The following is a 23,255-nucleotide window of genomic DNA, read 5'->3' on the forward strand; positions in this document are numbered from 1 at the left end:
CCTGCCGCGCAGTCCAAAAACATAACTCACAAACATCCCCTAACGCAACTGATCGCATCTCAAGACTTGCTTCCACTGCCGCAATCGAAAGCCAGCACTACGTTTTGGCTACACGCAACGGATCATGGCAGGACGCTTCAGCCAGCAGAACCAGCGTGTCCGACCGAGCTCAAAGGAAGACCAGGTGGTCCAGAAGGCCCGCGAGCACTTCGAGCGAACGCTGATTCCCCTGCGTGGACATTTGGCTGGCAGCGTCGCCGCCCTGGAACATCCCCGTCACGACGAAGCTCTCAACTACGGCGAGATCTTCCTGAGGGACAACGTTCCCGTGATGGTCTACCTGCTAACGCAGAAACGATTCGACATTGTCCGTCAGTTCCTGACCATCTGCCTTGACCTGCAGAGCACCACCTACCAGACACGAGGAGTCTTTCCCACCAGCTTCGTGGAAGAGGAAGGACATCTGATTGCGGACTATGGCCAACGCTCTATCGGTCGGATCACCTCAGTCGACGCAAGCCTCTGGTGGCCGGTTCTGTGCTGGATGTACGTGAAGTCCAGTGGAGACGAAGAATTCGCCTCGAGTCAGGCTGTTCAGCGCGGAGTTCAGCTGCTGCTGGACCTTGTGTTGCATCCCACCTTTGAAGGAACTCCGGTGCTGTTCGTGCCGGACTGCGCTTTCATGATTGACCGTCCGATGGACGTCTGGGGAGCACCACTGGAAGTGGAGGTGTTGCTGTACGGATCTCTGCGTTGCTGCACTCAGCTCATGGAGCTGGGACGAAAGCACCACAACAGCAGGCTGCTGGATCAACGACTGGTGCTAACCAGGCAGTGGGTTCACGACCTTCGCCAGTTTCTGCTCAAGCACTACTGGGTCACCAGCAAAACCATGCAGGTGCTGCGTCGCAGACCGACCGAACAGTACGGAGACAACCAGCACCAAAACGAATTCAATGTTCAGCCTCAAGTCATTCCTGACTGGCTGCAGGACTGGCTGGAAAACCGTGGGGGCTACCTGATCGGCAACATGCGCACAGGACGACCTGACTTCCGCTTCTACAGCCTCGGAAATTCACTCGGCTGCCTGTTCGGACTGCTGACGGCCCCACAACAACGTGCACTGTTCCGCTTGACGCTGCACAACCGCGACCACCTGATGGCCGAGATGCCCATGCGCATCTGCCACCCTCCGATGGAAAGCCTTGAGTGGCAGAACAAGACCGGGTCGGATCCGAAGAACTGGCCCTGGAGCTATCACAACGGTGGGCACTGGCCGAGCCTGTTGTGGTTCTTCGGTGGCTCCATCCTTCTGCACGAGCGCCGCCATCCCCATGCCGATGTCCTGCTGATGGGGCAGATGAAAGCACTGCTGGAGGAGTGCTATTGGAGTCATCTCAACCAGTTACCAAGGCAACAGTGGGCTGAATACTTCGATGGCCCAACAGGGACCTGGGTGGGCCAACAGTCGAGGACCTACCAGACCTGGACGATTGTTGGTTTTCTGCTGCTCCACCACTTCCTGCGCGTCAATCCAGATGACGTGATGCTTCTGGATCTCGATGAAGGAGCTGTTCCTGACCCTGCGGATGAGTTTCCTGAAGACAATGATCACGACTGGGATCACCATTAAAAAAGCCCAGCCATAGGGCTGGGCCAATGAGATCCATCTCAGGGAAAATCAGAAGAGTCCCAGGGTCAGAGATTTATCGATGGGCATTGCTGCACCGATACCGAGGTAGATGGTGGTGGCTGTACCGAACAGGAACACAGCCATCGCGACAGGGCGGCGGAAAGGGTTCTGGAACTTGTTGAAGCTCTCGATAAACGGAACCAACATCAAACCGAGAGGAACAAGGGTCTGAAGAGCGATTCCCAGAAGCTTGTTGGGAACAACCCTCAGGATCTGGAAAACGGGATACAAGTACCACTCAGGAAGGATTTCCAGAGGAGTTGCGAAGGGGTCGGCCTTGTCGCCAAGCATGGCGGGATCCAGGACGGCGAGTCCGACGATGCAGGCAATGGTGCCCAAGATCACGACCGGGAAGATATAGAGGAGGTCGTTCGGCCAGGCAGGTTCGCCGTAATAGTTGTGGCCCATGCCCTTAGCGAGCTTTGCGCGCATTTTGGGATCGTTCAGATCCGGCTTCTTGAGGATGTGCATGGATCAGGGGGTGTTGTTTGAAGCTTAAGCAGACCAGGGGGGCTGAACGACAGAGCGCTCAGAGACTGAAACGGATCACAAGGGACCAGAAATACCTTGCTTCCGGATCATCAGGAAGTGCATCAGCATGAACACCGCCAGAAGCCATGGCATCACAAAGGTGTGAAGGCTGTAGAAGCGAGTGAGTGTGGACTGTCCAACACTTTCACCGCCTCGGAGCAGTTCAACCATGAAGTCACCAACCACTGGGATGGCAGCAGGAACACCTGAAACGATCTTCACAGCCCAGTAGCCGACCTGATCCCAAGGAAGGGAATAGCCCGTCACGCCAAAGGAGACAGTGATCACAGCCATCGTGACGCCGGTGACCCAGGTGAGTTCACGGGGGCGCTTGAAACCGCCAGTGAGATAGACCCGGAACACGTGGAGAATCAGCATCAGCACCATCATCGAGGCACTCCAGCGATGAACCGAACGGATCAACCATCCAAAACTCACATCCGTCATCAGGTACTGAACGGATGTGTAAGCCTCAGCGACCGTGGGCTTGTAGTAGAAGGTCATCGCGAAGCCTGTCGCGAACTGAATCAGGAAACACACAAGTGTGATTCCACCGAGGCAGTAAAAAATGTTGACGTGTGGAGGCACGTACTTGCTGCTGATGTCATCAGCAATGTCCTGAATTTCAAGACGTTCCTGGAACCAGTCGTAGACAGGTGAGGAGTTCGCCATGCAGAGGTGGGCTTGGATTGCGAGAGTCTACCGATGTCGTTCCAGTTGCGGGCAGGGATGAAGCCAATGTTGCCGACTGTTAACGGATGGCCAGATCGTCTGCGACGTCTAGCTTTTGGTTTGGCGAGTGCCATTCTCATCGTTCTGATTGCCAGCCCGCAGGCCCTGGCGCTCAACGATGCTCAGCAACTGGTGGTGGAAAGCTGGCGTCTTGTGAACCAGGGTTATCTGGACCCTGACCAGTTCGATCGGATCCGCTGGAAACGCCTTCGCCAGAAGGCTCTTGAAAACACCATTGAAAACAGCGAAGAGGCTTACAGCGCCATCGAGGCGATGCTGCTGCCGCTCAATGACCCCTACACCCGCCTGCTGAGACCTGCGGACTACGAGGTGATGAAGGCCAGTAACGAGGGGAACCTCAGCGGCGTTGGCCTGCAGCTCGGTCATCGCCAAGACAGCAATGCAACCGTGGTGATTGCTCCACTGGAAGGGTCCCCCGCAGCTGAAGCCGGCATCGTCAGTGGAACTGAAGTCTTGGCCGTGAATGGAGAGGCTGTCGAGATGCTCGGCCTCGAAACGATCGCGGCACGCCTCCGGGGAGCAGTAGGAACCCAGGTGGTGCTCACCCTGCTGCCACCGCAAGGCGAGCAGCAGGAAATCACTTTGGAACGACGCAACATCGATCTGCGGCCGGTGCGGACAAGGCGGCTGCGCAGTGACACCCACACGCTCGGTTACATCCGGATCACACAGTTCAGCGAAGGCGTGCCCGAACAGGTTCGCGCAGCCATTGACGAGCTCTCCGACAAGAGCGTTGAGGGGCTGGTGCTTGATCTACGCAACAACTCAGGGGGGCTGGTCAGCGCTGGGCTTGCGGTGGCCGATGCATTTCTGGATCAGCAGCCGATCGTGGAGACCCGAAATCGCAGCGGCATCGCCGATCCGATCCAGGCAGGAGCTGAAGTGCTTTACAGCGGACCGATGGTGACGTTGGTCAATGAAGGGACGGCAAGCGCCAGCGAAATCCTTGCGGGCGCACTTCAGGACGATGAACGATCGCTGCTACTTGGCAGCAACACCTTCGGCAAAGGCCTGATTCAGACTCTGACCAACCTCAGTGATGGCAGTGGACTCGCCGTGACGGTGGCGGGCTATGTCACCCCCAGCGGGAGAGACATTCAGGGCGAAGGCATCACTCCAGACAGAATCCTGGACGGACCGGAACCACTGAATCCCGGCGGAGAAGGCGATCGCTGGCTCAGCGACGCCGAACTCGTCCTCCAGTCGATGATTGATCAGGAAGCAAGTCAGGCCAGTCCAGATCCCATGCCGATCACGGATGACGTTGAAGCGGAGCCAACGAGCTGAATGGGCTCCCGCACCTATCACGACCCACTTCATCACGGCATCAGCCTGGACGCCGATCAACCCGCCGAAGCCATGGTGCTCGCGCTGGTGGACTCGGCTCCTTTTCAACGACTGAGGCGTATCCGCCAGCTCGGCCCAGCATTCCTCACGTTTCACGGGGCGGAATCCAGCCGATTCACTCACTCACTGGGTGTCTTTGCCATCGCCCGCCGAGCGATGGACCGCCTGATTGAGCTCGATCCCTCTCTGGACAAACAAAAGGGAGTGCTTTACGCCGCCGCCCTGCTTCATGACCTTGGCCATGCTCCTCTCAGCCATTCAGGCGAGGAGATGTTTGGCACGCACCACGAACAGTGGTCAGCGCGTGTGATCCGCGAACATCCCGACATTCAGGCCCCCCTCGAACAGTTTTCAACAGGGACGGCTGCCTCGGTAGCCGATCTTCTCGAACATGGTCGTGCAGAACGGGGCGTCATCAAGGCTCTGGTGAGCAGCCAGCTTGACTGCGATCGTCTGGATTACCTCTTGCGCGACAGTTACAGCACAGGGGCCCGATATGGCCAGCTGGATCTTGATCGCATCCTTGGTGCGATCACCCTTGCGCCAGATGGTGAATTAGCCATTCATCCGAAAGGGCTGATGGCGGTGGAGCATTACCTGGTGGTCCGCAGCCTGATGTACCGCAGCGTCTACAACCACCGCCTCAATGTGGTTTGCAATTGGTTGCTAGATCAGTTGATCCGCCAAGCACGACTGCTGGGACCTAGTCGCATCTGGGCTGACCAAACCATGCAGGCTTGGCTGTGGCAGACCCAGGAGCTTGACCTCCACAGTTATCTCGCCAACGACGACCTGCGCACCGGTTATCACTTTCAGCGATGGAGAGAGGAGGCACCGGAGCCGCTTGCCGATCTCTGCGATCGATTCCTCAACCGCCGACTGTTTAAAGCTCTCGATGTCAGCCAGATGGACGCATCAACACAGTTGGAACTGCTGGCTAAAGCGCAGACTTATTCGGCTGCAGCAGGCCTCGACCCTGAAATGTGTTGCGGACTTCGACACCAGCAAATCCGGGGATATCACCCCTATCGAGGTGGATTACGCCTTTGGGATGGTCAAAGCCTTCAGGCGCTCGAGCAGTGCTCGCCACTGGTCAACAGCCTCGCGATTCCCGCGGCATCTGCCTGGTTAATTCACCCGGGAGAGATCACAACCGAACTCCATGTGGCCATGGCCAGCATTCGCTAGGCGGATGATCGCACTAATCTCCGGCCATGACCGCTGAACCAACACCTCAGGTTCCTTACTCCCTCAGGCTGCCGGCGTTCCGGTCCGTGTCCTGGCAGCAATGGCTTCCGGCACAGCTGCCATCTCTCCCTCCAGGTGATCTGGATCTAGACATCGGAGACTGGAGCCTGAGCTGTCGCGATTTAGACGAGCTGCTGCATGCTTTAGATGAGGCTGGCCACGGCGTTCAGCTGCTGATCACGCGCTGCCGCGACACGTTGATCAGCGCAGCGGCACTGGGTTTGTCTGTTCGCGAGGCCAGCAATGTCATTCCCACACGTGAAGCCAGGGATGATCAGCCGAACGCGACCAAAACCATGGTTGACCTCACAGTTCATCGGGGAACCTTGCGGTCCGGTGATCACATCGAAACCCAGGGTCACTTGCTGATCGTGGGTGACGTGAATCCAGGGGGGTCAGCGTCCGCCGAGGGGGATGTCTATGTCTGGGGACGCCTACGAGGCCGGGCTCACGCAGGCAGCAAGGGCAACAGCAACGCCAAGATCGTGGCGTTGCAACTGAGGCCACTTCAGCTGCGGATCGCGGAGCTTGTGGCCCGAGGTCCTGAGGATCGGCCCCAGCCTGGTCTGGCCGAGCAGGCTTGCATTCTCGATGATGCCATCTCCATCGAGCCAGCCAGTCCGCCCTTTTTGCCTCAGCAAATCTGATCGATTTCAGGCGGACGAGATGAATTAATGCCATTAAGGTGGCGCGATCAAAACGGGACCCCGTGACCAATTCGCGAACGATCCTGATCTGCTCGGGAAAGGGCGGCGTCGGCAAGACCACCCTCACTGCCAATCTCGGCATTGCTCTAGCCGGGCAAGGGGCTCGCACCGTGGTTCTCGATGCGGACTTCGGCCTCAGAAATCTCGATCTGTTGCTTGGACTCGAGAATCGAATCGTGTTCACAGCTCAGGAAGTGCTGGCAGAAACCTGCCGCCTTGATCAGGCCTTGGTGAAGCACAAACAGGAGCCGAACCTGGCACTGCTGCCTGCGGGGAATCCACGCATGCTCGAGTGGTTGAAACCTGAAGACATGCAGACCATTGCTGGAATGCTGTCGGAACGTTTCGACTATGTGCTGATCGATTGCCCCGCAGGCATCGAAGACGGCTTCAAGAATGCCGTGGCAGCAGCGAAGGAAGCGATCGTGATCACGACCCCGGAAGTGTCTGCAGTCAGAGACGCGGATCGCGTGATCGGATTGCTCAACACCCATGGGGTTTCACCAGTTCAGCTCGTGCTGAATCGAGTCAGGCCAAAAATGATGGCCAATCAGGAGATGTTGGCGGTCGATGACGTTACCGACATCCTGGCTCTACCGCTGCTTGGCCTGGTTCTTGAAGATGAACAGGTGATTGTCAGCACCAACCGAGGTGAGCCTCTGACACTTAATGGGAGTGCTTCTCCTGCTGCCAAGGCTTACGGGAACATCGCCCGTCGCCTTCAAGGAGAGGACATCCCTCTGATGGACCCTGCGAAGGATGGACGACGGGGAATTCGCGCCAGGGTGCGCCAACTGATGCAAACCAAGATTTTCTGAACGCCATGACCTTGCAAGACTTGATCGACAAAATCCTGCGCCGTCAGCCCGCCAGTGCAACCACCGCGCGCGAACGCTTGCAACTGGTTCTGGCTCACGATCGCAGCGACCTGAGCCCTGAAACGCTGGATCAGATGCGACGCGAAATCTTTGAAGTCGTGGCCAAATACGTGGACATTGATCTCGAGGAAGGCGATGTGAGCCTGGAGACCGAAGATCGCGTCACAGCACTCGTGGCCAATCTGCCGATCCGACGTTCAATGGCGACTAGCTCACAAGATTGACCGCACTGCGATTGAGGGGAATCCCAAGAGCAGGACTTCCCTTGATCCATGACGAACTTTCAGCTCACACCAGCCGAAATTGGCGTGCTCAATCTTTTATTGCAGGGCTGCAGCAACCACGCCATCGCTGAAGCACTGGTTCTGAGTGTGCGAACGGTTGAAAGCCATATCAGCAGTTCCCTCAGAAAGACAGGCTGTCGTTCAAGACTGCAGCTCAGTCTCTGGTGGATGCATCAAGTCAGCGCGGATCAGCGGATGTGCGCCGGTAGAGTTCGATCATTGCCGGCTTAGCTCAGTGGTAGAGCAGCGCTTTTGTAAAGCGAAGGTCGTCGGTTCAAATCCGTCAGCCGGCTTCTCGGGACTCAAATCCGACTGTTCAGGGCACTCGATCTGAGTCAGTGCGCCCAGCCAGCAACCAGATTCCTACCAAGCCCAACAACAAAGGCAGCACCCTAAGTTCGAACAAGGGCGTGAACCATCGGATCGCAGGCTCCAGCGTCCAGTGAAAGAGGGCCTGGAGCACCAGCACAAGCGCGATCAGCCAGAGCATGGGGGAGATCTCTCAATCACATCAACCATCACAGCGCCCTGGCGCAGGAGTTGCCAGCAACCTGGTGATGTCCAGGCAATCACGGTGCTCGCCAGCCCAGAGGGATCAGGCCAGGGCAAAGGAGCCAGCAACGGCAGATCGGGAAAAGCAATAGCGGCTTCTTCTGCGCTCTGAGTTGGCGGAGCTCCGGAAGCATTGGCACTGGTTGTGGCCAGTGGACCGCTCTGCGCCAGCAGGGCTCGGGTGAGATCACAATCTGGAATGCGCATGCCCAGAGTTGCTTGACCAGGGTTGAGGCGCTGAGTCAGATGCCCCTCGACAGGAAGCACCAGAGTGAGTGCGCCTGGCCAGAAGCGACGGGCCAGCGTTTCAGCATCAACTCTGGCGTCTTCAATGGTGAGTGCCAGTAACTGATCAGCCTGTGCTGCCATCAGGATCAGTGGTTTGTCCTGCGGACGCTGCTTGAGGGTCCAGATCTGAGCCGCATGGTCAGGAGCAGCGGCAAGAGCTGGCAAGGTATCCGTGGGCAGCAGAGCTGCTCCACCATCGCTGAGATGTTGGGCCAACTCCTTGGCTGACATCAATGAGGACTCATCGTTGGTCATGGGGACGAGCGAGCAACAAGATCCGAGTCAAAGAGGGCGTCTAGCGATGGCAAAACGCTTCACACCGCTGAGATCTGAGCAGGCTCTGGACAACACCAGTCCTGCGGACCTCATCAGGCCAAGCACCTGATCACTCTGGTCGTGATGATGCTCGAGCAGGAGCCATCCGCCTGGAGAGAGCGACTCAGGAGCCCGTTCCAGAATCGCTCTGCAGCAATCCAAACCATCCTCACCGCCGCACAGCGCCTGCCTGGGTTCATGGTCGCGAACGAGAGGGTCGAGCACCTCCACAACCTCGGAGGGGATATAGGGCGGATTGGCGACAACAAGATCAAACTGTCCCCACCAGCGATCCAGGGGATCCCACCAAGACCCTTGATGCAGCTGCCATGTCCGAGACGTCGTCAAGGCGTTGAGGTTGATCCGTGCCAACTCGAGAGCAGCAGCGCTGAGATCCACAGCATGTCCGTCCCAACCCGGCAGTGCACGAGCGAGGGCAATGGCCAGGGCTCCACTGCCTGTGCCGAGATCTGCCCAGCGACCCGCAGAGGCACAGCCTGCCGTTAGTGGGTCCTGCAGACAATCAAGCGCAAAATCAATCAGAAGCTCGGTCTCCTGACGGGGTATCAGTGCGGCTGGGCTGATCTGAAGATCAAGATCGCGCCACGGACAACGTCCGACGAGATGTTGCAACGGAACATGATTTTGAAGATGCACGGCCCAGAGCTTCTCCAGGTCCTGGAGGGTGCTGGCCAGAGAAGCGGTTGACTCAGGCAAGATGCGCAGCCGCTGCAATTCAGCCCAGCTCAGGTTGGCCTCCATCGCCAGAAGCCAGTCGAGATCAACAGCCCGCCCGCCACGCAGCAACTGTCGGCGACGCCAAGCCAGCAACTCCTGTCCTGAGCACGAGGCGGACTCCATGAAATCAACCTAGAGCGAGCGCCAGCGCAGCCCTGGCTGCGCCACCACCAAACCCTCCAGCTCAAGCTTCAGCAGCTCCGCTGCAACACGTTCAGGATTGGATTGAAGTGCTTGCACCATCTCGTCGAAGCTGGAATCCTCATCCACCAGCTTCAGTAAATGGGTTTGCACAGGGTCGGAAGTTTGAGGCTTCTTTGACTTCAACGCAGAGGCATCACCTTGCCCAAAAGAAGACACACAAGGGCCTGCCCCAAGTTGATCCATCAAAGACTGCGTGTTGATCAGCGGCAGCGCCCCCGACTGCAGCAACGCATTGCTGCCTTGAGACGATTCCCGCAGAGCATCGCCTGGAACAACCCAGACGGGAATACCCAAAGAACGCGCCATCGCTGCCTAACGCAGCGCCACACTGTTTTCTGGACATTCCACCACCACAACAGCCTTGGTCACAGCAACGAGCAAGGACAAAAGACGTCGACGTCCACGCCACTGAATCGACAAAGGCGGGCGCTCCAACCTCTCAAAGCCAGCGGGCCACGCAGGATCACAAAGCAACAAAACATCGACAGGAACCTCGATGCAAGGTCGCAGGCCGATGCTGGCTCGATAACCCTTGAGCAAAGACAGCACCGACGCCGGCCATGCGAACTCCTTGTGCAATTTCGAGAGAGGCCAACTCCAGAGCTCCTGAAAACCTTGAGGGGCCTCAGCGGCTGCAGAACAGAGCTGGCGCATTCGGGCTGACCCAATCCCAAGACACTGCAACCACAACCACCGCCAGGAGCGCTCCGACACGCCATTATTGCTAGTACAAAAATACCATCAAAGCCCTTGTTGTGGCCCGTCAGCGAGAGCGCGAAATGCTTCCGCCACTGCTTCGGGCGGATGACGCAAAACCCTTCGGACCGGATGCACGCTCACCAGGGCAAGCTCCACAGAAGCTTCAGCCACGCAGACACTATTTTTGATAAATCGAGTCGACCAGGGCCAGCGAACACCCTGGGGAGCACTGGAGACACTGATCAGCTCCACCTCATCCCCAAGCATCAGCGCTTCCCGATAGCGGATCTGAAGCTGAACAACGGGCATTTCCAGGCCGACTGAGGCCATCGCTTCATAGGGATAGCCCGTTGCGGATAGCGCCTCCACCCGAGCCTCCTCAAGCCATCCCACATAGGCCCCATGCCACATCACACCGCCATGGTCTGTGTGCTGTGGCAGCACTCGTTTGACCAGGCGCCAGGGATGCCTAGTAACGCTCTCATTCACCATCCGAACTGGACACTCCAATCGGCCATAGGCTGCTGCATAGGCTGAAACTTCGCCGTGTTCAAGAACCTTTTGATCGCCGATTCAGGCAAAGGCCATGTCGGTGAAATGATCAACATGCTGCGCGACCTGCCGGCCTTTCAGGCAGCCAGGATCAACCTGCTGCATGTGGTCCCGGAACAGACCATGGCAGCAACGCAACAGCACTGGGAAAGTGCCGGCAGCCTTCTGGCTGAATCCGTGGAGAGACTGGGACTCAATCCACAGGACGTGAATTCAATCATTCGCCAGGGGGACGCCAAGCAGACCGTTCTCAGCGTGGCGGATGAACTGAACGTGGACCTGATCGTGATGGGATCACGAGGTCTTGGCCGGCTCCGGTCGATCCTGGCCAACAGCGCAAGCCAGTACGTCTTTCAACTGTCGACCCGGCCGATGTTGCTAGTCCGCGACGATCTTTATATCCGTCATATCAACCGTGTTCTGGTCACCATCGATGGCACGGGAGTCGGCGACGACGCCCTCAAGCTGGCCTGCGAAATGGTGCGCGAGATTCCAGGAGGACAACTGACCGGCGTTCACGTGGCGCGCCAAGACCCCACACCATCACGAGGAGCAGCCAGGAAGAGCGATACCTACCTCGACCGCGCCGTCCAGAGAGCTCGCAAGCTGGGGGTAGAACTCAAGCCCTTGCACGTGACCGACTCGGACATCGGCAAAGGGGTGTGCATGGCAGCCGAGACGGTCAACGCTGATCTGGTCGTGTTGGCCTCTCAAGACCGTCGTCCTCTGGTGGCGAGAGGACTCGTTGACCTCGACAAACTGCTGGGAGGTTCAGTGAGCGATTACATCCGAGTTCATGCCCCTGCCCCAGTGCTTCTCGTGAGAGAACCGGAACAGCGGTGATGAATAGGGAGCTAACAGCCCTGAGGGAAGTCACCCCTCACGGCTGTTGGTCTGAATGAACAGGATGATCAGGAAGACGGTCGGCACCAGAACAAACAGCAGGCTGGCCACGAAGCCGAGATCGTTGGTTTCCATGAATGTGAAAGAACCTGCTGGAACGTATCACCGTCCGGAAAGCTTTGACTCGAACCGATCAGCGCTCTTCACCGGGCGTTGCAGGCGAACCTTGACCAGAGACTTCCAAAGGCCGCTTGGTTTCGTCAGTGACTGACGTGTCATCAGCGTCCTCATCAACGGCGGACGCACCAGGCCATTCCAAGGGTCCGGAAGGCAGAGGCGCCGCCAAGGCTGCAGCCACCCGCTTGTCCTGATCAGGCATCGAAGCCTGTGGCTTGGTCACCACCACGACCGACTGCTCAACCAGAGATTGACAAGCGAGGCGCCATCCTTCTGGCCTCCGTCTGAGCTTGGCCTCCTCCACCGCAGTTCTCGGACTCATGGCGGCTGTCGAAGTCTCGCCTTCAACTTTCACAAAGCAGGTGCTGCACTGTCCGCAGCCACCACAGTTACCGAGCTGCCCTTTCAGCCCATAGAGCTGAATCCCTTCACGGACGGCCACAGCGCGCAGGTTTTCACCCGGGAAGCACTCCACATCCCGACCCTCACGCACAAAACGGATGACAGGCATTGAACCTCTTGCAGAGAAGGGCGCTGCGACACGCCGAGGTATAGACACTACGAGTCCCAGGTTGCGTTTTGTAACCCCCCGGCCAGAGATGGCAGCGAACACAAGCAATGCCAGGAAAGCGGCGGGATCGAGAATTTCGATCACCTCGGCAACCGTCAATTCACGTTGCAGCTCACGACAGCCTGACGCGTACATCGAAGTGAACGCCCTACGATCGCCGGGTCTGGCTGCATTGGCAGCTCCGTTCCCCCGAACCTGACCCATGGGATTGCCCTGGTATCGGGTGCACACCGTCGTCATTAACGACCCAGGCCGCCTTCTGGCCGTGCACCTCATGCACACTGCCCTCGTCGCCGGCTGGGCCGGCTCGATGGCTCTTTATGAACTCGCCATCTTCGACCCCTCCGATCCAGTCCTGAACCCGATGTGGCGTCAGGGCATGTTCGTGATGCCCTTCATGGCCCGCCTGGGCGTGACGGACAGCTGGGGTGGCTGGAGCATTACAGGTGCCACTGGTGTGGATCCTGGCTTCTGGAGCTTCGAAGGTGTCGCAGCTGCTCACATCGTGTTCAGCGGCCTGCTCATGCTGGCCGCCATCTGGCACTGGACTTTTTGGGATCTTGAGATCTGGCAGGACCCCCGCACCGGGGAGCCAGCTCTCGACCTCCCCAAAATCTTTGGCATCCACCTGCTCCTCGCAGGCCTCGGCTGCTTCGGATTTGGAGCCTTCCACCTCACCGGTGTTTTCGGTCCTGGGATGTGGATCTCTGATCCTTATGGCATCACAGGTCACCTAGAGCCGGTGCAACCGTCATGGGGTCCTGAAGGTTTCAACCCCTTCAACCCTGGCGGAATCGTTGCCCACCACATTGCAGCTGGAATCGTCGGCATCATTGCCGGAATTTTCCACATCACAACGCGTCCGCCGGAGCGCCTTTACAAGGCTCTACGGATGGGCAACATCGAAACCGTTTTGGCGAGTGCGATCGCTGCCGTTTTCTTTGCTGCGTTCATCGTTGCAGGGACCATGTGGTACGGAGCTGCTGCCACTCCGATTGAGCTATTTGGCCCCACTCGTTATCAGTGGGACCAGAGCTACTTCAAGACTGAGATCAACCGGCGCGTTCAAACCGCGATGGATCAAGGTCAATCGGAATCAGAGGCTTACGCTTCAATCCCCGAAAAGCTGGCCTTCTATGACTACGTCGGCAACAGTCCTGCCAAAGGTGGACTGTTCCGCGTCGGCCCCATGGTCAATGGTGATGGCCTACCTACCGGCTGGCTTGGGCATATCGCTTTCACCGACAAAGAAGGACGCGAACTTCAAGTTCGCCGTCTGCCCAACTTCTTTGAGAACTTCCCAGTGATTCTTGAAGACTCCGATGGCATTGTCCGGGCAGATATTCCCTTCCGTCGCGCTGAAGCCAAGTACTCCTTCGAACAGCAAGGCGTCACAGCATCAGTCTTCGGTGGTGCACTCGACGGTCAAACCTTCACTGATCCCGCTGACGTGAAGCGATTAGCCCGCAAAGCACAGTTGGGAGAAGCGTTCGAATTCGATCGCGAGACCTACAACTCCGACGGCGTCTTCCGCAGCTCACCTCGCGGCTGGTTCACCTTCGGGCACGCCACATTCGCGCTGCTGTTCTTCTTCGGCCACATCTGGCACGGAGCTCGTACGTTGTATCGCGATGTGTTCGCCGGAATTGATCCCGACCTCGGCGAACAGGTGGAATTTGGACTCTTCCAAAAACTGGGAGACCGTTCCACCCGCCGATTGCCAGAGGGCTACGTTCCCCCTGCAGGCACACCGCTCAGCTGATCAGTCCTTAGGAGATAACCGATGGAAAGCTTCGCTTACATCCTCATCCTCACTCTCGCGATTGCAACTCTGTTCTTCGCGATCGCATTCCGCGATCCCCCGAAGATCGGCAAGTGATCATCTCCGCCCCGCTTTCAGCGGGGCTTTTTTTATGTCTAAAACGTGAATTCGCGCCACAGATGTCATGGGTGGACGCGAGCCTTACAATTCATACATCTACGTAATTGCTTGGGCGTGCAGTGCCCCTCCTGCCAGAACACCGATAGCCGGGTGCTCGAATCAAGAGCCGCCGACGGAGGTAGAAGCGTGCGTCGGCGCAGGGAGTGCCTCAATTGCGAATTTCGTTTCACAACATACGAACGGGTTGAAACCGTTCCAATCACAGTGATCAAGCGAAATGGCAATCGTGAAACTTTCAGTCGGAGCAAATTGCTTCATGGCTTAAGTCGAGCTTGCGAGAAAACTGGGATTCCTCCAGAACGCCTTGAAACCATGGTTGAAGAGCTGGAACTCAGCCTTCAACAACGCAGCGGCCGTGAAGTCTGCAGCAGCGACATCGGTGAACTTGTGCTCGACAAGTTGAAAAGTCTCAGCGAAGTCGCCTACATCCGCTTTGCATCCGTTTATCGCCAGTTCAGCGGTGTGAGTGATTTTGTCGCCACTCTGGAAGGCATCAATGCAACCAAGGCGGAGCTGACAGCCGCGATCTGAGCTTGGTCGTCGATCTGTAGACTCGGCAATTGCCTGATCCAGGTCGGCGGGCCTGTTTCAGATCCCATCGCTCTGCCCTAGAGGCAGACCGCCAACGTTCCATGACTGTCACTCCCACAGATCCTTCCCAGGAATCTGCAGTGGACGCCGCAGAAGCGGTCACATCCGAAACCGAAGCCGCGGCTGAAGGGTCAGCTGATCAAGCCGACTTCGGTACCGATGAAGACCTCGGCATTCCCGAAGACATCCCCACGGCTGATGATCCCAGCAGCCGGGCGACGAGCCGGGACATGGACAGTGCTGGATTCACCCTTGATGAATTCGCGGCATTACTCAGTAAGTACGACTACAACTTCAAGCCCGGAGACATTGTCAACGGCACAGTTTTCGCCCTGGAATCCAAGGGCGCAATGATCGATATCGGAGCCAAAACCGCTGCATTCATGCCTCTTCAGGAGGTGTCGATCAATCGCGTTGAAGGACTCAGCGATGTGCTGCAACCCGGAGAAATCCGGGAGTTCTTCATCATGAGCGAGGAGAACGAAGACGGACAGCTCTCCCTCTCCATTCGCCGGATCGAATACCAGCGAGCCTGGGAACGTGTCCGCCAGCTGCAGAAGGAAGACGCCACCATCTATTCCGAGGTGTTTGCCACCAACAGAGGTGGAGCCCTAGTGAGGGTGGAAGGACTGCGTGGCTTCATCCCCGGATCCCATATCAGCACCCGTAAACCCAAGGAAGAACTTGTTGCCGACTTCCTCCCCCTCAAGTTCCTTGAGGTCGATGAAGAGCGCAATCGTCTGGTGCTGAGTCACAGGCGCGCTTTGGTCGAACGCAAGATGAACCGCCTCGAAGTGGGTGAGGTGGTCGTGGGTACCGTTCGCGGCATCAAGCCTTACGGCGCTTTTATCGACATCGGCGGTGTCAGCGGTCTGCTGCACATCTCTGAAATCAGTCACGAGCACATCGAAACGCCACACTCGGTGCTGAACGTGAATGATCAGATGAAAGTGATGATCATCGATCTCGACGCCGAACGAGGCCGCATCTCACTCTCCACCAAAGCGCTTGAACCGGAGCCTGGTGACATGCTCACGGATCCGCAGAAGGTCTTTGACAAGGCTGAAGAAATGGCTGCTCGCTACAAGCAGATGTTGCTTGAGCAAGCCGAGGAAGGCGAAGAGCCCCTGGGTTCAATGATGATTTGAGGGAGCCGAGCCAATGGCTCATCTCAAACTCAAGGACCGCGAGCTCGGTTCAGTGCAGGGGGTGCTGTTCGATAAGGACGGCACCCTTTCCCATAGCGAGCCGCGTTTAATCGAACTGGCAGACGCCAGGCTTGATGAAGCAGGGCGCCGTTTTAGATCGAGAGGTGCCTCAGCTAGCGAGCTTCAGGAGCTGAACGATCTGCTAGCGCGAACCTACGGACGCTGTAGTGCCGGGGTCATCCCTGACGGCACGCTGGCTGTCGCGTCGCGACATCACAACCTGCTGAGCACTGCAACTGTGTTCTGTCAGATGAATCTGAGCTGGCCTCAATCACTGGTCCTGGCTCAGGAGGTGTTTGATCATGTGGATCACCACAGACAGGCGCTGCATCCAGGTGGGTACCCGATTGGCTTGTTGCCTGATGCAGCAAGGCTTCTCAGAGAGCTGGCCGCTGCTGGAATCACTTGTGCCGTGATCAGTAATGACACCACAGAGGGCATTGAGAACTTTCTGCACCAGCACCAACTGAATGACTGCATCAGTGGGCTCTGGAGTGCCGATCACCACCCAGCCAAACCAGACCCTGGAGCTGTTAAGGGACTGTGCTCACAGCTGGACCTCCGAGTGGAGAACTGCGCCCTGATCGGAGATGCCGACACCGATCTGTTGATGGCAAGACAGGCAGGGATCGAACTGACCATCGGCTATGTGGCCGGATGGCATCGCGAGCCAACGCTCACCGCCCATGAACATCTGATCAGTCACTGGAGCGAACTGACCGCAACAACAGACGCACCGTCAAAGCATTAAAGAGTCGACCCCGTAAAGTCGCCGGCAATGACAGATGGCCATGAGTCGATACGTTTTTACCTCTGAATCCGTGACGGAGGGGCATCCCGACAAGATCTGCGATCAGGTCAGTGATGCCGTACTCGACGCCCTTCTGGCGCAGGATCCAACCAGCCGTGTGGCCTGCGAAACAGTTGTGAACACTGGCCTTTGCATGATCACAGGCGAAGTGACATCCAAAGCGCAAGTGGACTTCATCCACCTTGTTCGCAATGTGATCAAGGAAATCGGATACAGCGGGGCTCGCGCCGGTGGCTTTGATGCCAACAGCTGTGCTGTCTTGGTCGCCCTTGACCAGCAGTCGCCCGACATCGCTCAGGGTGTGAATGAAGCCGACGACCACGCTGGCGATCCGCTGGATTTGGTTGGCGCCGGCGATCAGGGGATCATGTTCGGCTATGCATGCAACGAGACACCCGAGCTGATGCCCCTGCCCATCAGCCTGGCCCACCGGCTGGCAAGAAGGCTGGCGGAAGTACGTCACAACGGCACCCTCGATTACCTCTTGCCTGACGGCAAAACGCAGGTGAGTGTGGTTTATGAGAATGACAAGCCGGTTGCGATCGACACGATCCTGATCTCAACCCAGCACACGGCTGAGGTGGGAGGCATGAGTGATGAACAGGGCATCCGTGAGCGGATCACGGAGGACCTCTGGACCCACGTCGTGGAGCCGGCAACAGCCGATCTAGCCCTGAAACCCAGTCGCGAAGCGACCAAATATCTCGTCAACCCGACCGGAAAGTTTGTTGTCGGCGGTCCCCAGGGTGATGCCGGGCTCACCGGTCGCAAGATCATCGTGGATACGTACGGGGGGTATGCCCGTCATGGCGGCGGAGCCTTCTCAGGCAAGGACCCCACCAAAGTGGACCGCTCAGCAGCCTATGCAGCTCGTTACGTGGCGAAATGCCTTGTAGCAGCCGGTCTGGCCGAAAGGGCCGAGGTACAGCTGAGCTATGCCATCGGCGTTGCCAAGCCGGTGTCGATTTTGGTGGAATCCTTCGGAACAAGCCAGTTGGCCAACGATGCGCTGACAGGCCTGGTTCAGGAGCACTTTGACCTGCGCCCCGGAGCCATCATCGAAAGTTTCGGACTGCGCAACCTGCCTCAGCAACGTGGTGGACGCTTCTACCAGGACACGGCGGCCTACGGACACTTCGGCCGCAATGACCTGGAGGCTCCCTGGGAGAACGTTGACGCCAAGGCGGCAGAACTACGCAACGCCTGATCGGTTGATGCACGATTCACTGGCGCTCGGAATTGATCTGGGCACCAGTGGAGTGCGGGTTGCGGTTCTCAATCAACAGCGCGATCTGCTCCACACGGATTCCAGCGGCTACGAGCGAGGCCTGGCTGATCCAGATGACTGGCTGAAAAGCTGCATCCAGCTGATCAAGGCCATCCCACACGAGCTGCGCAGCCAGCTCAGAGCTGTGGCTGTCGATGGAACCTCAGGGACATTGGTGGCCTGCGATCCACATGGCACCCCCCTAGGACAGGCTTTGCCTTACAACGTTGCCTGTCCGGAACAGCTGGATCAGGTGCGTGAGCTGGTGCAAGCAGACCAGCCGGCGGCAAGCGCCAGTGGCAGCTTGGCCCGCGCACTGAGGCTGCTGGAACAGCACTCGCAGCCGCTGATTCTTCGTCACCAGGCTGATTGGATTAGCGGCTGGCTGCTTGAAGACTGGAGGTTTGGAGAAGAAGGCAACAACCTTCGCCTGGGCTGGTCGCTCAGCGATCAACGATGGCCTGGTGCATTGGAGCGGCAAGCCTGGCGTGAGGCACTGCCGCAGATCCGACCCAGCGGCTCAAAGCTCGGGATCATGAACGCTGCCCGAGCCAGACAGCTGGGGCTATCGGAGCACATGCTCGTGATTGCAGGCACAACCGATGCCAATGCGGCAGTCCTCACCGCCGATGCCGCCGACGATGAAGGCATCACCGTGCTTGGGAGCACGCTTGTGCTCAAACGCTTCACCAGCATCCCTTTACGAGCTGGTGCAGGGACATCCACCCACCGAGTGGGCGGTCGCTGGCTGGCCGGGGGAGCCTCCAACAGCGGCGGTGCAGTGCTGCGGGATTGCTTTCCAGGGATCGACCTCGACGAACTGAGCCGACAGATCGACCCTGATCAAGACAGTGGACTGAAGCTGCTGCCCCTGATCGGTCAAGGAGAGCGCTTTCCCGTGGATGATCCCGATCTTGCGCCAATCCTCACTCCTCGACCGGTGAGTGATGCGCTCTATCTGCATGGTCTTTTGGAAGGTCTGAGCCGGATTGAATGCCAGGGCTGGACCAAGCTCACCGAACTCGGCGCACCCGCTCCACAACGACTCGTGACCCTGGGGGGGGGCGCCAGAAACCCCCAGTGGCGGCGCCTGAGGCAACGCTTGATCGGTGTTCCGATCCGCAGTTGTGACAGCCCTCCTGCTGCAGGGGTGGCGCGACTCGCACTCAGCGCTCTGCAACAGCAGCATGAACAAATCAGCCATTCCGGGAGAGAATCGACTGAGCTTCCATGAGCCTTTGACAAACAAACTCCGTGACGCGCTCGCCATCGGGTTGTTCGTCGTGTTGGCCGGATACGTGGGGTACAGCGGTTTTCGACTGGCCCTGCTGCTCTGGCAGCGCTTTAGCTGATTTCGTTCATCAATCCCTGAATCTTTCCCATGGCCGCCGAACCGCTCACTCCAGCCATCAGCGAACGCATCTGTCGTCATATGAATGACGACCACAGTGATGCTGTGCTCCGCTACGCCCACCACTACGGAGGCCTGACATCCGCAACGGCAGCCTCGATGACAGGAGTGACCGCAGAAGCCATGACCCTTGAGGTGAATGGCGAAACCCTCAGCATTCCCTTCGACCACATGCTCACCGACAGCGAGGACGCACACCGCACTCTCGTGGCCATGTTGAGAGCCATGCCTGCCAGTGCTGACCAGGGGGAATCCTGAGGTGAATCGCAGATCGTTGCCTTGCTGACCAGCATCAAGAGCTGTCTGAAGCAGCTACTGATCGAACCCAGTTGCGCGATCTGCAAGCGACAGACCAGCTCAGAAGCTGATCAATCAGGCCTCTGCCAGACCTGCCAACAACGTCTGGGGCTTGCAGAATCAGGGCAGAGGGGCATGAGCCCCCTGCCCTGGCGCGCGGCCTCTTGGTACAGAGGCGCCATGCGTCAGTTGATTCTGTCGTTGCGCAGGAATCCGAAGATTGACTCTCTGCAAGCGATTTGCACGAGTCTTCAGTGCAATCTGCCACAAGGCAGTCTGCTGATACCGATCCCTGGGTGGAAGGCAAAGAGCCGGTCGAATCCGCTTCCGGAACTGATCTGCCGCTGCCTGGAACGACCAACACTTCAGCTGCTGCAGCGTTGCCGCCCCACGGTGGGTCAGCACCGGCTGAACCATCGACAGAGAGTGAGCAACCAGTGCGGCAGCTTCAGGCTGAACCAGGTTTCCACTCAGTGGACAAGCCATGCCTGGACGAACCTGCGCAGTCAGCAGCAGGTCTGGCTGGTCGATGACATCGTGACAACAGGTGCAACCGTTCTGGCCGCGAAGCAGGCCCTCCAGGCTTCAGAAGTCAACATCCAAGGGGTGCTTTGCCTGGCCAGAACCCCCTGGGAGCTCCACCCCGTGATTTAAGATTCAAAGGTCGCGTAGAGAACGCGCCGGGATAGCTCAGTTGGTAGAGCAGGCGACTGAAAATCGCCGTGTCCCCAGTTCAAATCTGGGTCCTGGCACCTTTCTTAAGAGCCCAAAGAGCACCGAATGGTTCCTGAAGTGGCACCGTTGGGTGCTTTTGAGTGCCCGACTCTCCTGAAAGCCATCCGCGTTGCATCAGCGCAAAAGCGAACAAAAAAAACGGGATGGTTTCTCGCGCCACCCCGTGATTCCCCTATTGGTGTCTTCCCAATTAAGTCAGCACCTCCTCCCAGCGAACAAGCACAGTGTTATGTATCATGCTGATACATAATGTCGTCAAAAGCACAGTTCAGAGAGAAGGGACCGTCAGGCGTCAATTGAAGCCATCAGCCGCCATTGCAGAAGCGAACTGCTTCGGCATTGGTCACGCCCTTTGCGATGACCTCGTCTACACAACCATTGAACGCCTTGCTTTCCTGCTTGACAGCACAGAGGCCCAAGGCGATTGCTGCCAGTGATATAGCGGAGATGACGGTGGCAGAAATCTGAATCACGCCATAAGCCAGCATCGCCTTCTTGTTGCCAGCACAACCTTTCTTCCCTTTCTTCTTGCTGGGAGAATTTTGGGAGGAGTTGACTTCAGTCATGGTCAAAGAAACGTTTTAAGAACGTTATGGACTGGGACCATGCGCCGAAGCAGATTTCGGACGTAATAACCGCACCAAGGTTCTAAAAGGAACAACACCTAGAGAGCATCAAAACAAGTGTTTGTTCTGCTCCCCAACCAGCACAAACCTCTTGAAGCCCTCTGACGGCCTAACCATTCAAAGCCCATCCAGCTCCTCTCTAAGCATCTTCTGAAGGTTGATCAGACGTGCCACTTTTCCTGGCGTGCTTCTTGATCACAGGAAATTCCGGGCAAGTGAGAGCAGGAAAATCGGCTCTTGCCTCCATGAAGAGGTGACGAATCAGGACTTTGTATTGACGCCTGGTGTCGTCCACAGAGAGCCCCTGCGCTGCACAGTGCTTGCGAACGATGAGCAAGAACTCCAAAAAATCGTTGCTGGAAATTCGCTCAATTGTCTTGGTCGTGGCCCACGGCTGAAGACCAATGCCGATCGCTCCATTCCAGAGGTTCCGCTTGTCACTTAACCAGCGATTGCGATTGCTCCTTGGTTGCTGCTCTGCATGGGCATACCAGCGCTCCCAATACACCGAAAGGGCTTGGCTTTGCTCACGCTGCAGCTGCTCCAGCTGCTGATGCAGAGTTCGCCACCGCTCCTGGGACGCAGCCACAGCAATGGTGACGGCTTCCCAGGGATCAGTGGTTCCACAGGTTCCCTCAATCGACAGACGCTTGCCTTGTCCTCGGTTGGTTCTTCCCTTAAAAAGACGCGGATCATCGGCCTTTTCTGGAAGAAAACGCCATTGAAGATTCTTGGTCTTCCTGCTTTTGGCGCTTGGTTTCTGGCGGAAGACGGATAGAGATGGATGAACGATCGCCCCTGCCCATCCCAGATCTCGCACCACATTCAGACTGTGCAGAGTGCCGTCGATCCAGTTCTGGGGAAGAGAGCGAGACATAGAGTTCCCCTACCAACGCCACCGATCAGGAGGGCGAAGGAGCTACTGCCGAACCAAACCAAACGTAAGGTCGCGGTATGGGAGCAGCAAGACCAGTCTTTGCCAAAAGGCGTTGTCTTGATCACTGCTCAACCATTTTGAGTGTTTTAACGGGTCAATAGTCGCATCAGCCCCAGCTCAAATCCTGGTCCTGGCACTTCGCAGAACCGTTCATTGATTCCAATCCCGGTTAACGACGATCGACAGTTCAACAACGCCGATGGATTTGCCATGGTGTTTGATCCCGCCTGGAAAGAATGTCTCAGGCGTGGCGAACTTGAAAACAAGTCAGTCGATGAAAAAATCGAAACAGTGATCGATCATTTGAACGACCATCCTTTTGTGCAGTCAGAGCCAACACAAGCTCGACAGGTTGCTCAGTTCAGGGTCCGCCTACTGGAGCTGTGAGCAACTGAAGCAACCTTGAACCCCAACGATCAGGCACTCAACAGATCAATTTGATCATTTTCGTCCTGATCATCGTCGTCCTGATCATTGAGCTGGTCATGAGCAGGATCAATCTGCGGGTCATCCACGTAGACGGTCTCCTTCAGCGAGGGCTCAAGCTCATCGAGATCCTCACGATCAGAGATGGCTTCATCAATGCAGCCAGAAGCCATTTCATCGGCTGATGGAGGCACGAGTTCGAGCACCTGGCCGGGAGCGTCTTCGTCGAGCAATCCTTGGAGATGCCTTAGACGGTCACCACTGTCATCAAGCAGCTGTTGGCTGGCTTCATCTGGAGCAGGGTCTGATCCAGCAGACAAAGCATTCAGTTGCAACTGCTCAAAACGCTCCTCCATGGCCATCAAACGCAGCGTGAGTGACTCAGCAATCTCACTCACTGCATGCAGCTGTCGACTGAGCTGCTGGACCATCAGCGCATTGGATTCAGCTGCAGCCATGGGACACGAGCGTTGGCGGCCCGATCGTATCGATCGTGCGTGGGTTGTCCAGGAGTACCTGGCGCAAGCCAAACCCCACCTCACCCCATTCGACTTCAGGTGACATCCCTGATGCACGGCAACTGAGATTCCGAACAGTACGGATACAGTTCCCAAGGCCGGATTT

General features: G+C 57.4%; 31 protein-coding genes and 2 tRNA genes. 20 read left to right on the forward strand and 13 right to left on the reverse strand.

The genetic code is table 11. The features are described 5' to 3' along the window. The first annotated feature begins 124 nt into the window (after positions 1-124). Positions 125-1,633 (forward strand): glycoside hydrolase 100 family protein, encoded by a 1,509-nt coding sequence (locus DXY37_RS00005; RefSeq protein ID WP_115124812.1) that lies wholly within the window; start codon positions 125-127, stop codon positions 1,631-1,633. 48 nt (positions 1,634-1,681) lie between these two features. On the opposite strand, the gene petD is transcribed toward DXY37_RS00005, so the two are convergent. Together petD and petB are read right to left on the reverse strand one after the other, a co-directional pair. Then, complete coding sequence (gene petD, locus DXY37_RS00010) at positions 1,682-2,164, reverse strand: cytochrome b6-f complex subunit IV (protein WP_067095562.1); 483 nt, start codon at positions 2,162-2,164, stop codon at positions 1,682-1,684. Between the two features lie 75 nt (positions 2,165-2,239). Further along, on the reverse strand, positions 2,240-2,896 hold the full coding sequence (petB, locus tag DXY37_RS00015) for a cytochrome b6 (protein WP_007100534.1): 657 nt from the start codon (positions 2,894-2,896) through the stop codon (positions 2,240-2,242). 66 nt (positions 2,897-2,962) lie between these two features. Between petB and ctpZ the strand changes: the two genes are divergently transcribed. From ctpZ to DXY37_RS00050, 7 genes are all read left to right on the forward strand, one after another. Next, on the forward strand, positions 2,963-4,264 hold the full coding sequence (gene ctpZ, locus DXY37_RS00020; RefSeq protein WP_371637745.1) for a carboxyl-terminal processing protease CtpZ: 1,302 nt from the start codon (positions 2,963-2,965) through the stop codon (positions 4,262-4,264). Continuing rightward, complete coding sequence (locus tag DXY37_RS00025; protein ID WP_115124813.1) at positions 4,265-5,512, forward strand: HD domain-containing protein; 1,248 nt, start codon at positions 4,265-4,267, stop codon at positions 5,510-5,512. Between the two features lie 26 nt (positions 5,513-5,538). Then, entirely contained in the window at positions 5,539-6,219 is a 681-nt protein-coding gene (gene minC, locus DXY37_RS00030; RefSeq protein WP_115124814.1) for a septum site-determining protein MinC, read from the forward strand. 62 nt (positions 6,220-6,281) lie between these two features. Further along, positions 6,282-7,097, forward strand: a complete 816-nt coding sequence (gene minD, locus DXY37_RS00035; RefSeq protein WP_067095549.1) for a septum site-determining protein MinD — start codon at positions 6,282-6,284, stop codon at positions 7,095-7,097. A gap of 5 nt (positions 7,098-7,102) precedes the next feature. Further along, positions 7,103-7,381, forward strand: coding sequence for a cell division topological specificity factor MinE (gene minE / locus DXY37_RS00040; RefSeq protein WP_067095546.1), 279 nt, complete (start codon positions 7,103-7,105; stop codon positions 7,379-7,381). A gap of 48 nt (positions 7,382-7,429) precedes the next feature. Continuing rightward, positions 7,430-7,672 carry a response regulator transcription factor gene (locus DXY37_RS00045; RefSeq protein WP_115124815.1) on the forward strand — a complete coding sequence of 81 codons (243 nt, stop codon included), beginning with the start codon at positions 7,430-7,432 and terminating at the stop codon, positions 7,670-7,672. Then, a tRNA-Thr gene (locus DXY37_RS00050) sits at positions 7,663-7,734 on the forward strand. The genes DXY37_RS00045 and DXY37_RS00050 overlap by 10 nt, the downstream gene beginning before the upstream one ends. Positions 7,735-7,757: 23 nt before the next feature. Here DXY37_RS00050 and DXY37_RS13125 read toward each other — a convergent pair. The 6 genes from DXY37_RS13125 to DXY37_RS00075 form a co-directional block, all read right to left on the reverse strand. Then, positions 7,758-7,931, reverse strand: a complete 174-nt coding sequence (locus DXY37_RS13125; protein WP_170951729.1) for a hypothetical protein — start codon at positions 7,929-7,931, stop codon at positions 7,758-7,760. After that, a complete protein-coding gene (locus DXY37_RS00055; RefSeq protein WP_115124816.1) occupies positions 7,919-8,536 on the reverse strand; it encodes an L-threonylcarbamoyladenylate synthase in 618 nt (205 codons plus the stop codon). The genes DXY37_RS13125 and DXY37_RS00055 overlap by 13 nt, the downstream gene beginning before the upstream one ends. A gap of 27 nt (positions 8,537-8,563) precedes the next feature. Next, positions 8,564-9,457 (reverse strand): peptide chain release factor N(5)-glutamine methyltransferase, encoded by an 894-nt coding sequence (prmC, locus tag DXY37_RS00060; RefSeq protein WP_115124817.1) that lies wholly within the window; start codon positions 9,455-9,457, stop codon positions 8,564-8,566. A gap of 9 nt (positions 9,458-9,466) precedes the next feature. Further along, on the reverse strand, positions 9,467-9,844 hold the full coding sequence (locus tag DXY37_RS00065) for a hypothetical protein (RefSeq protein WP_115124818.1): 378 nt from the start codon (positions 9,842-9,844) through the stop codon (positions 9,467-9,469). Between the two features lie 6 nt (positions 9,845-9,850). Continuing rightward, positions 9,851-10,192 (reverse strand): hypothetical protein, encoded by a 342-nt coding sequence (locus DXY37_RS00070; protein ID WP_115124819.1) that lies wholly within the window; start codon positions 10,190-10,192, stop codon positions 9,851-9,853. 87 nt (positions 10,193-10,279) lie between these two features. Further along, positions 10,280-10,729: a thioesterase family protein gene (locus DXY37_RS00075; RefSeq protein ID WP_115124820.1), complete on the reverse strand. Its 450-nt coding sequence runs from the start codon at positions 10,727-10,729 to the stop codon at positions 10,280-10,282. Between the two features lie 54 nt (positions 10,730-10,783). Between DXY37_RS00075 and DXY37_RS00080 the strand changes: the two genes are divergently transcribed. Further along, complete coding sequence (locus DXY37_RS00080) at positions 10,784-11,632, forward strand: universal stress protein (protein ID WP_115124821.1); 849 nt, start codon at positions 10,784-10,786, stop codon at positions 11,630-11,632. A 30-nt stretch (positions 11,633-11,662) separates the two neighbouring features. Here DXY37_RS00080 and psbM read toward each other — a convergent pair whose 3' ends face one another. Both psbM and DXY37_RS00090 read right to left on the reverse strand, forming a co-directional pair. After that, positions 11,663-11,767, reverse strand: coding sequence for a photosystem II reaction center protein PsbM (psbM, locus tag DXY37_RS00085; protein WP_006042119.1), 105 nt, complete (start codon positions 11,765-11,767; stop codon positions 11,663-11,665). Between the two features lie 58 nt (positions 11,768-11,825). Next, positions 11,826-12,320, reverse strand: a complete 495-nt coding sequence (locus DXY37_RS00090; protein ID WP_115124926.1) for a 2Fe-2S iron-sulfur cluster-binding protein — start codon at positions 12,318-12,320, stop codon at positions 11,826-11,828. Between the two features lie 262 nt (positions 12,321-12,582). Between DXY37_RS00090 and psbB the strand changes: the two genes are divergently transcribed. The 10 genes from psbB (at position 12,583) to DXY37_RS00140 (ending at position 20,659) form a co-directional block, all read left to right on the forward strand. Next, complete coding sequence (gene psbB / locus DXY37_RS00095; RefSeq protein WP_115124822.1) at positions 12,583-14,142, forward strand: photosystem II chlorophyll-binding protein CP47; 1,560 nt, start codon at positions 12,583-12,585, stop codon at positions 14,140-14,142. A gap of 21 nt (positions 14,143-14,163) precedes the next feature. Continuing rightward, the gene (locus DXY37_RS00100; RefSeq protein ID WP_006042122.1) at positions 14,164-14,259 is read left to right on the forward strand and encodes a photosystem II reaction center protein T; all 96 of its coding nucleotides are present in this window, start codon (positions 14,164-14,166) and stop codon (positions 14,257-14,259) included. Positions 14,260-14,376: 117 nt separating this feature from the next. Beyond that, positions 14,377-14,853 carry a transcriptional regulator NrdR gene (gene nrdR, locus DXY37_RS00105; protein ID WP_115124927.1) on the forward strand — a complete coding sequence of 159 codons (477 nt, stop codon included), beginning with the start codon at positions 14,377-14,379 and terminating at the stop codon, positions 14,851-14,853. 101 nt (positions 14,854-14,954) lie between these two features. Further along, positions 14,955-16,061, forward strand: a complete 1,107-nt coding sequence (locus tag DXY37_RS00110) for a 30S ribosomal protein S1 (RefSeq protein ID WP_115124823.1) — start codon at positions 14,955-14,957, stop codon at positions 16,059-16,061. 13 nt (positions 16,062-16,074) lie between these two features. Next, positions 16,075-16,872: an HAD family hydrolase gene (locus DXY37_RS00115; RefSeq protein ID WP_115124824.1), complete on the forward strand. Its 798-nt coding sequence runs from the start codon at positions 16,075-16,077 to the stop codon at positions 16,870-16,872. 40 nt (positions 16,873-16,912) lie between these two features. Next, entirely contained in the window at positions 16,913-18,139 is a 1,227-nt protein-coding gene (metK, locus tag DXY37_RS00120) for a methionine adenosyltransferase (RefSeq protein ID WP_115124928.1), read from the forward strand. Between the two features lie 4 nt (positions 18,140-18,143). Continuing rightward, entirely contained in the window at positions 18,144-19,433 is a 1,290-nt protein-coding gene (locus tag DXY37_RS00125) for an FGGY-family carbohydrate kinase (protein WP_115124825.1), read from the forward strand. A gap of 147 nt (positions 19,434-19,580) precedes the next feature. Beyond that, positions 19,581-19,868: a DUF2470 domain-containing protein gene (locus DXY37_RS00130; protein WP_115124826.1), complete on the forward strand. Its 288-nt coding sequence runs from the start codon at positions 19,581-19,583 to the stop codon at positions 19,866-19,868. A 21-nt stretch (positions 19,869-19,889) separates the two neighbouring features. Continuing rightward, a complete protein-coding gene (locus tag DXY37_RS00135) occupies positions 19,890-20,561 on the forward strand; it encodes a ComF family protein (protein WP_115124827.1) in 672 nt (223 codons plus the stop codon). Between the two features lie 25 nt (positions 20,562-20,586). Then, positions 20,587-20,659: transfer RNA gene (locus DXY37_RS00140), tRNA-Phe, on the forward strand. 288 nt (positions 20,660-20,947) lie between these two features. Here the strand turns inward: DXY37_RS00140 and DXY37_RS00145 are convergent. Next, the gene (locus DXY37_RS00145) at positions 20,948-21,208 is read right to left on the reverse strand and encodes a hypothetical protein (protein ID WP_244276750.1); all 261 of its coding nucleotides are present in this window, start codon (positions 21,206-21,208) and stop codon (positions 20,948-20,950) included. 199 nt (positions 21,209-21,407) lie between these two features. Then, entirely contained in the window at positions 21,408-22,145 is a 738-nt protein-coding gene (locus DXY37_RS00150) for a hypothetical protein (protein ID WP_115124828.1), read from the reverse strand. A gap of 213 nt (positions 22,146-22,358) precedes the next feature. Here DXY37_RS00150 and DXY37_RS00155 point away from each other — a divergent pair, with 213 nt between their 5' ends. Continuing rightward, on the forward strand, positions 22,359-22,592 hold the full coding sequence (locus tag DXY37_RS00155) for a hypothetical protein (RefSeq protein ID WP_115124829.1): 234 nt from the start codon (positions 22,359-22,361) through the stop codon (positions 22,590-22,592). 29 nt (positions 22,593-22,621) lie between these two features. Here the strand turns inward: DXY37_RS00155 and DXY37_RS00160 are convergent, their stop codons facing one another. After that, entirely contained in the window at positions 22,622-23,089 is a 468-nt protein-coding gene (locus DXY37_RS00160; protein ID WP_115124830.1) for a hypothetical protein, read from the reverse strand. Positions 23,090-23,255: the final 166 nt, after the last annotated feature.

Origin of the sequence: Synechococcus sp. GEYO, from assembly GCF_900473955.1 — a bacterium.
Classification (GTDB): domain Bacteria; phylum Cyanobacteriota; class Cyanobacteriia; order PCC-6307; family Cyanobiaceae; genus Synechococcus_C.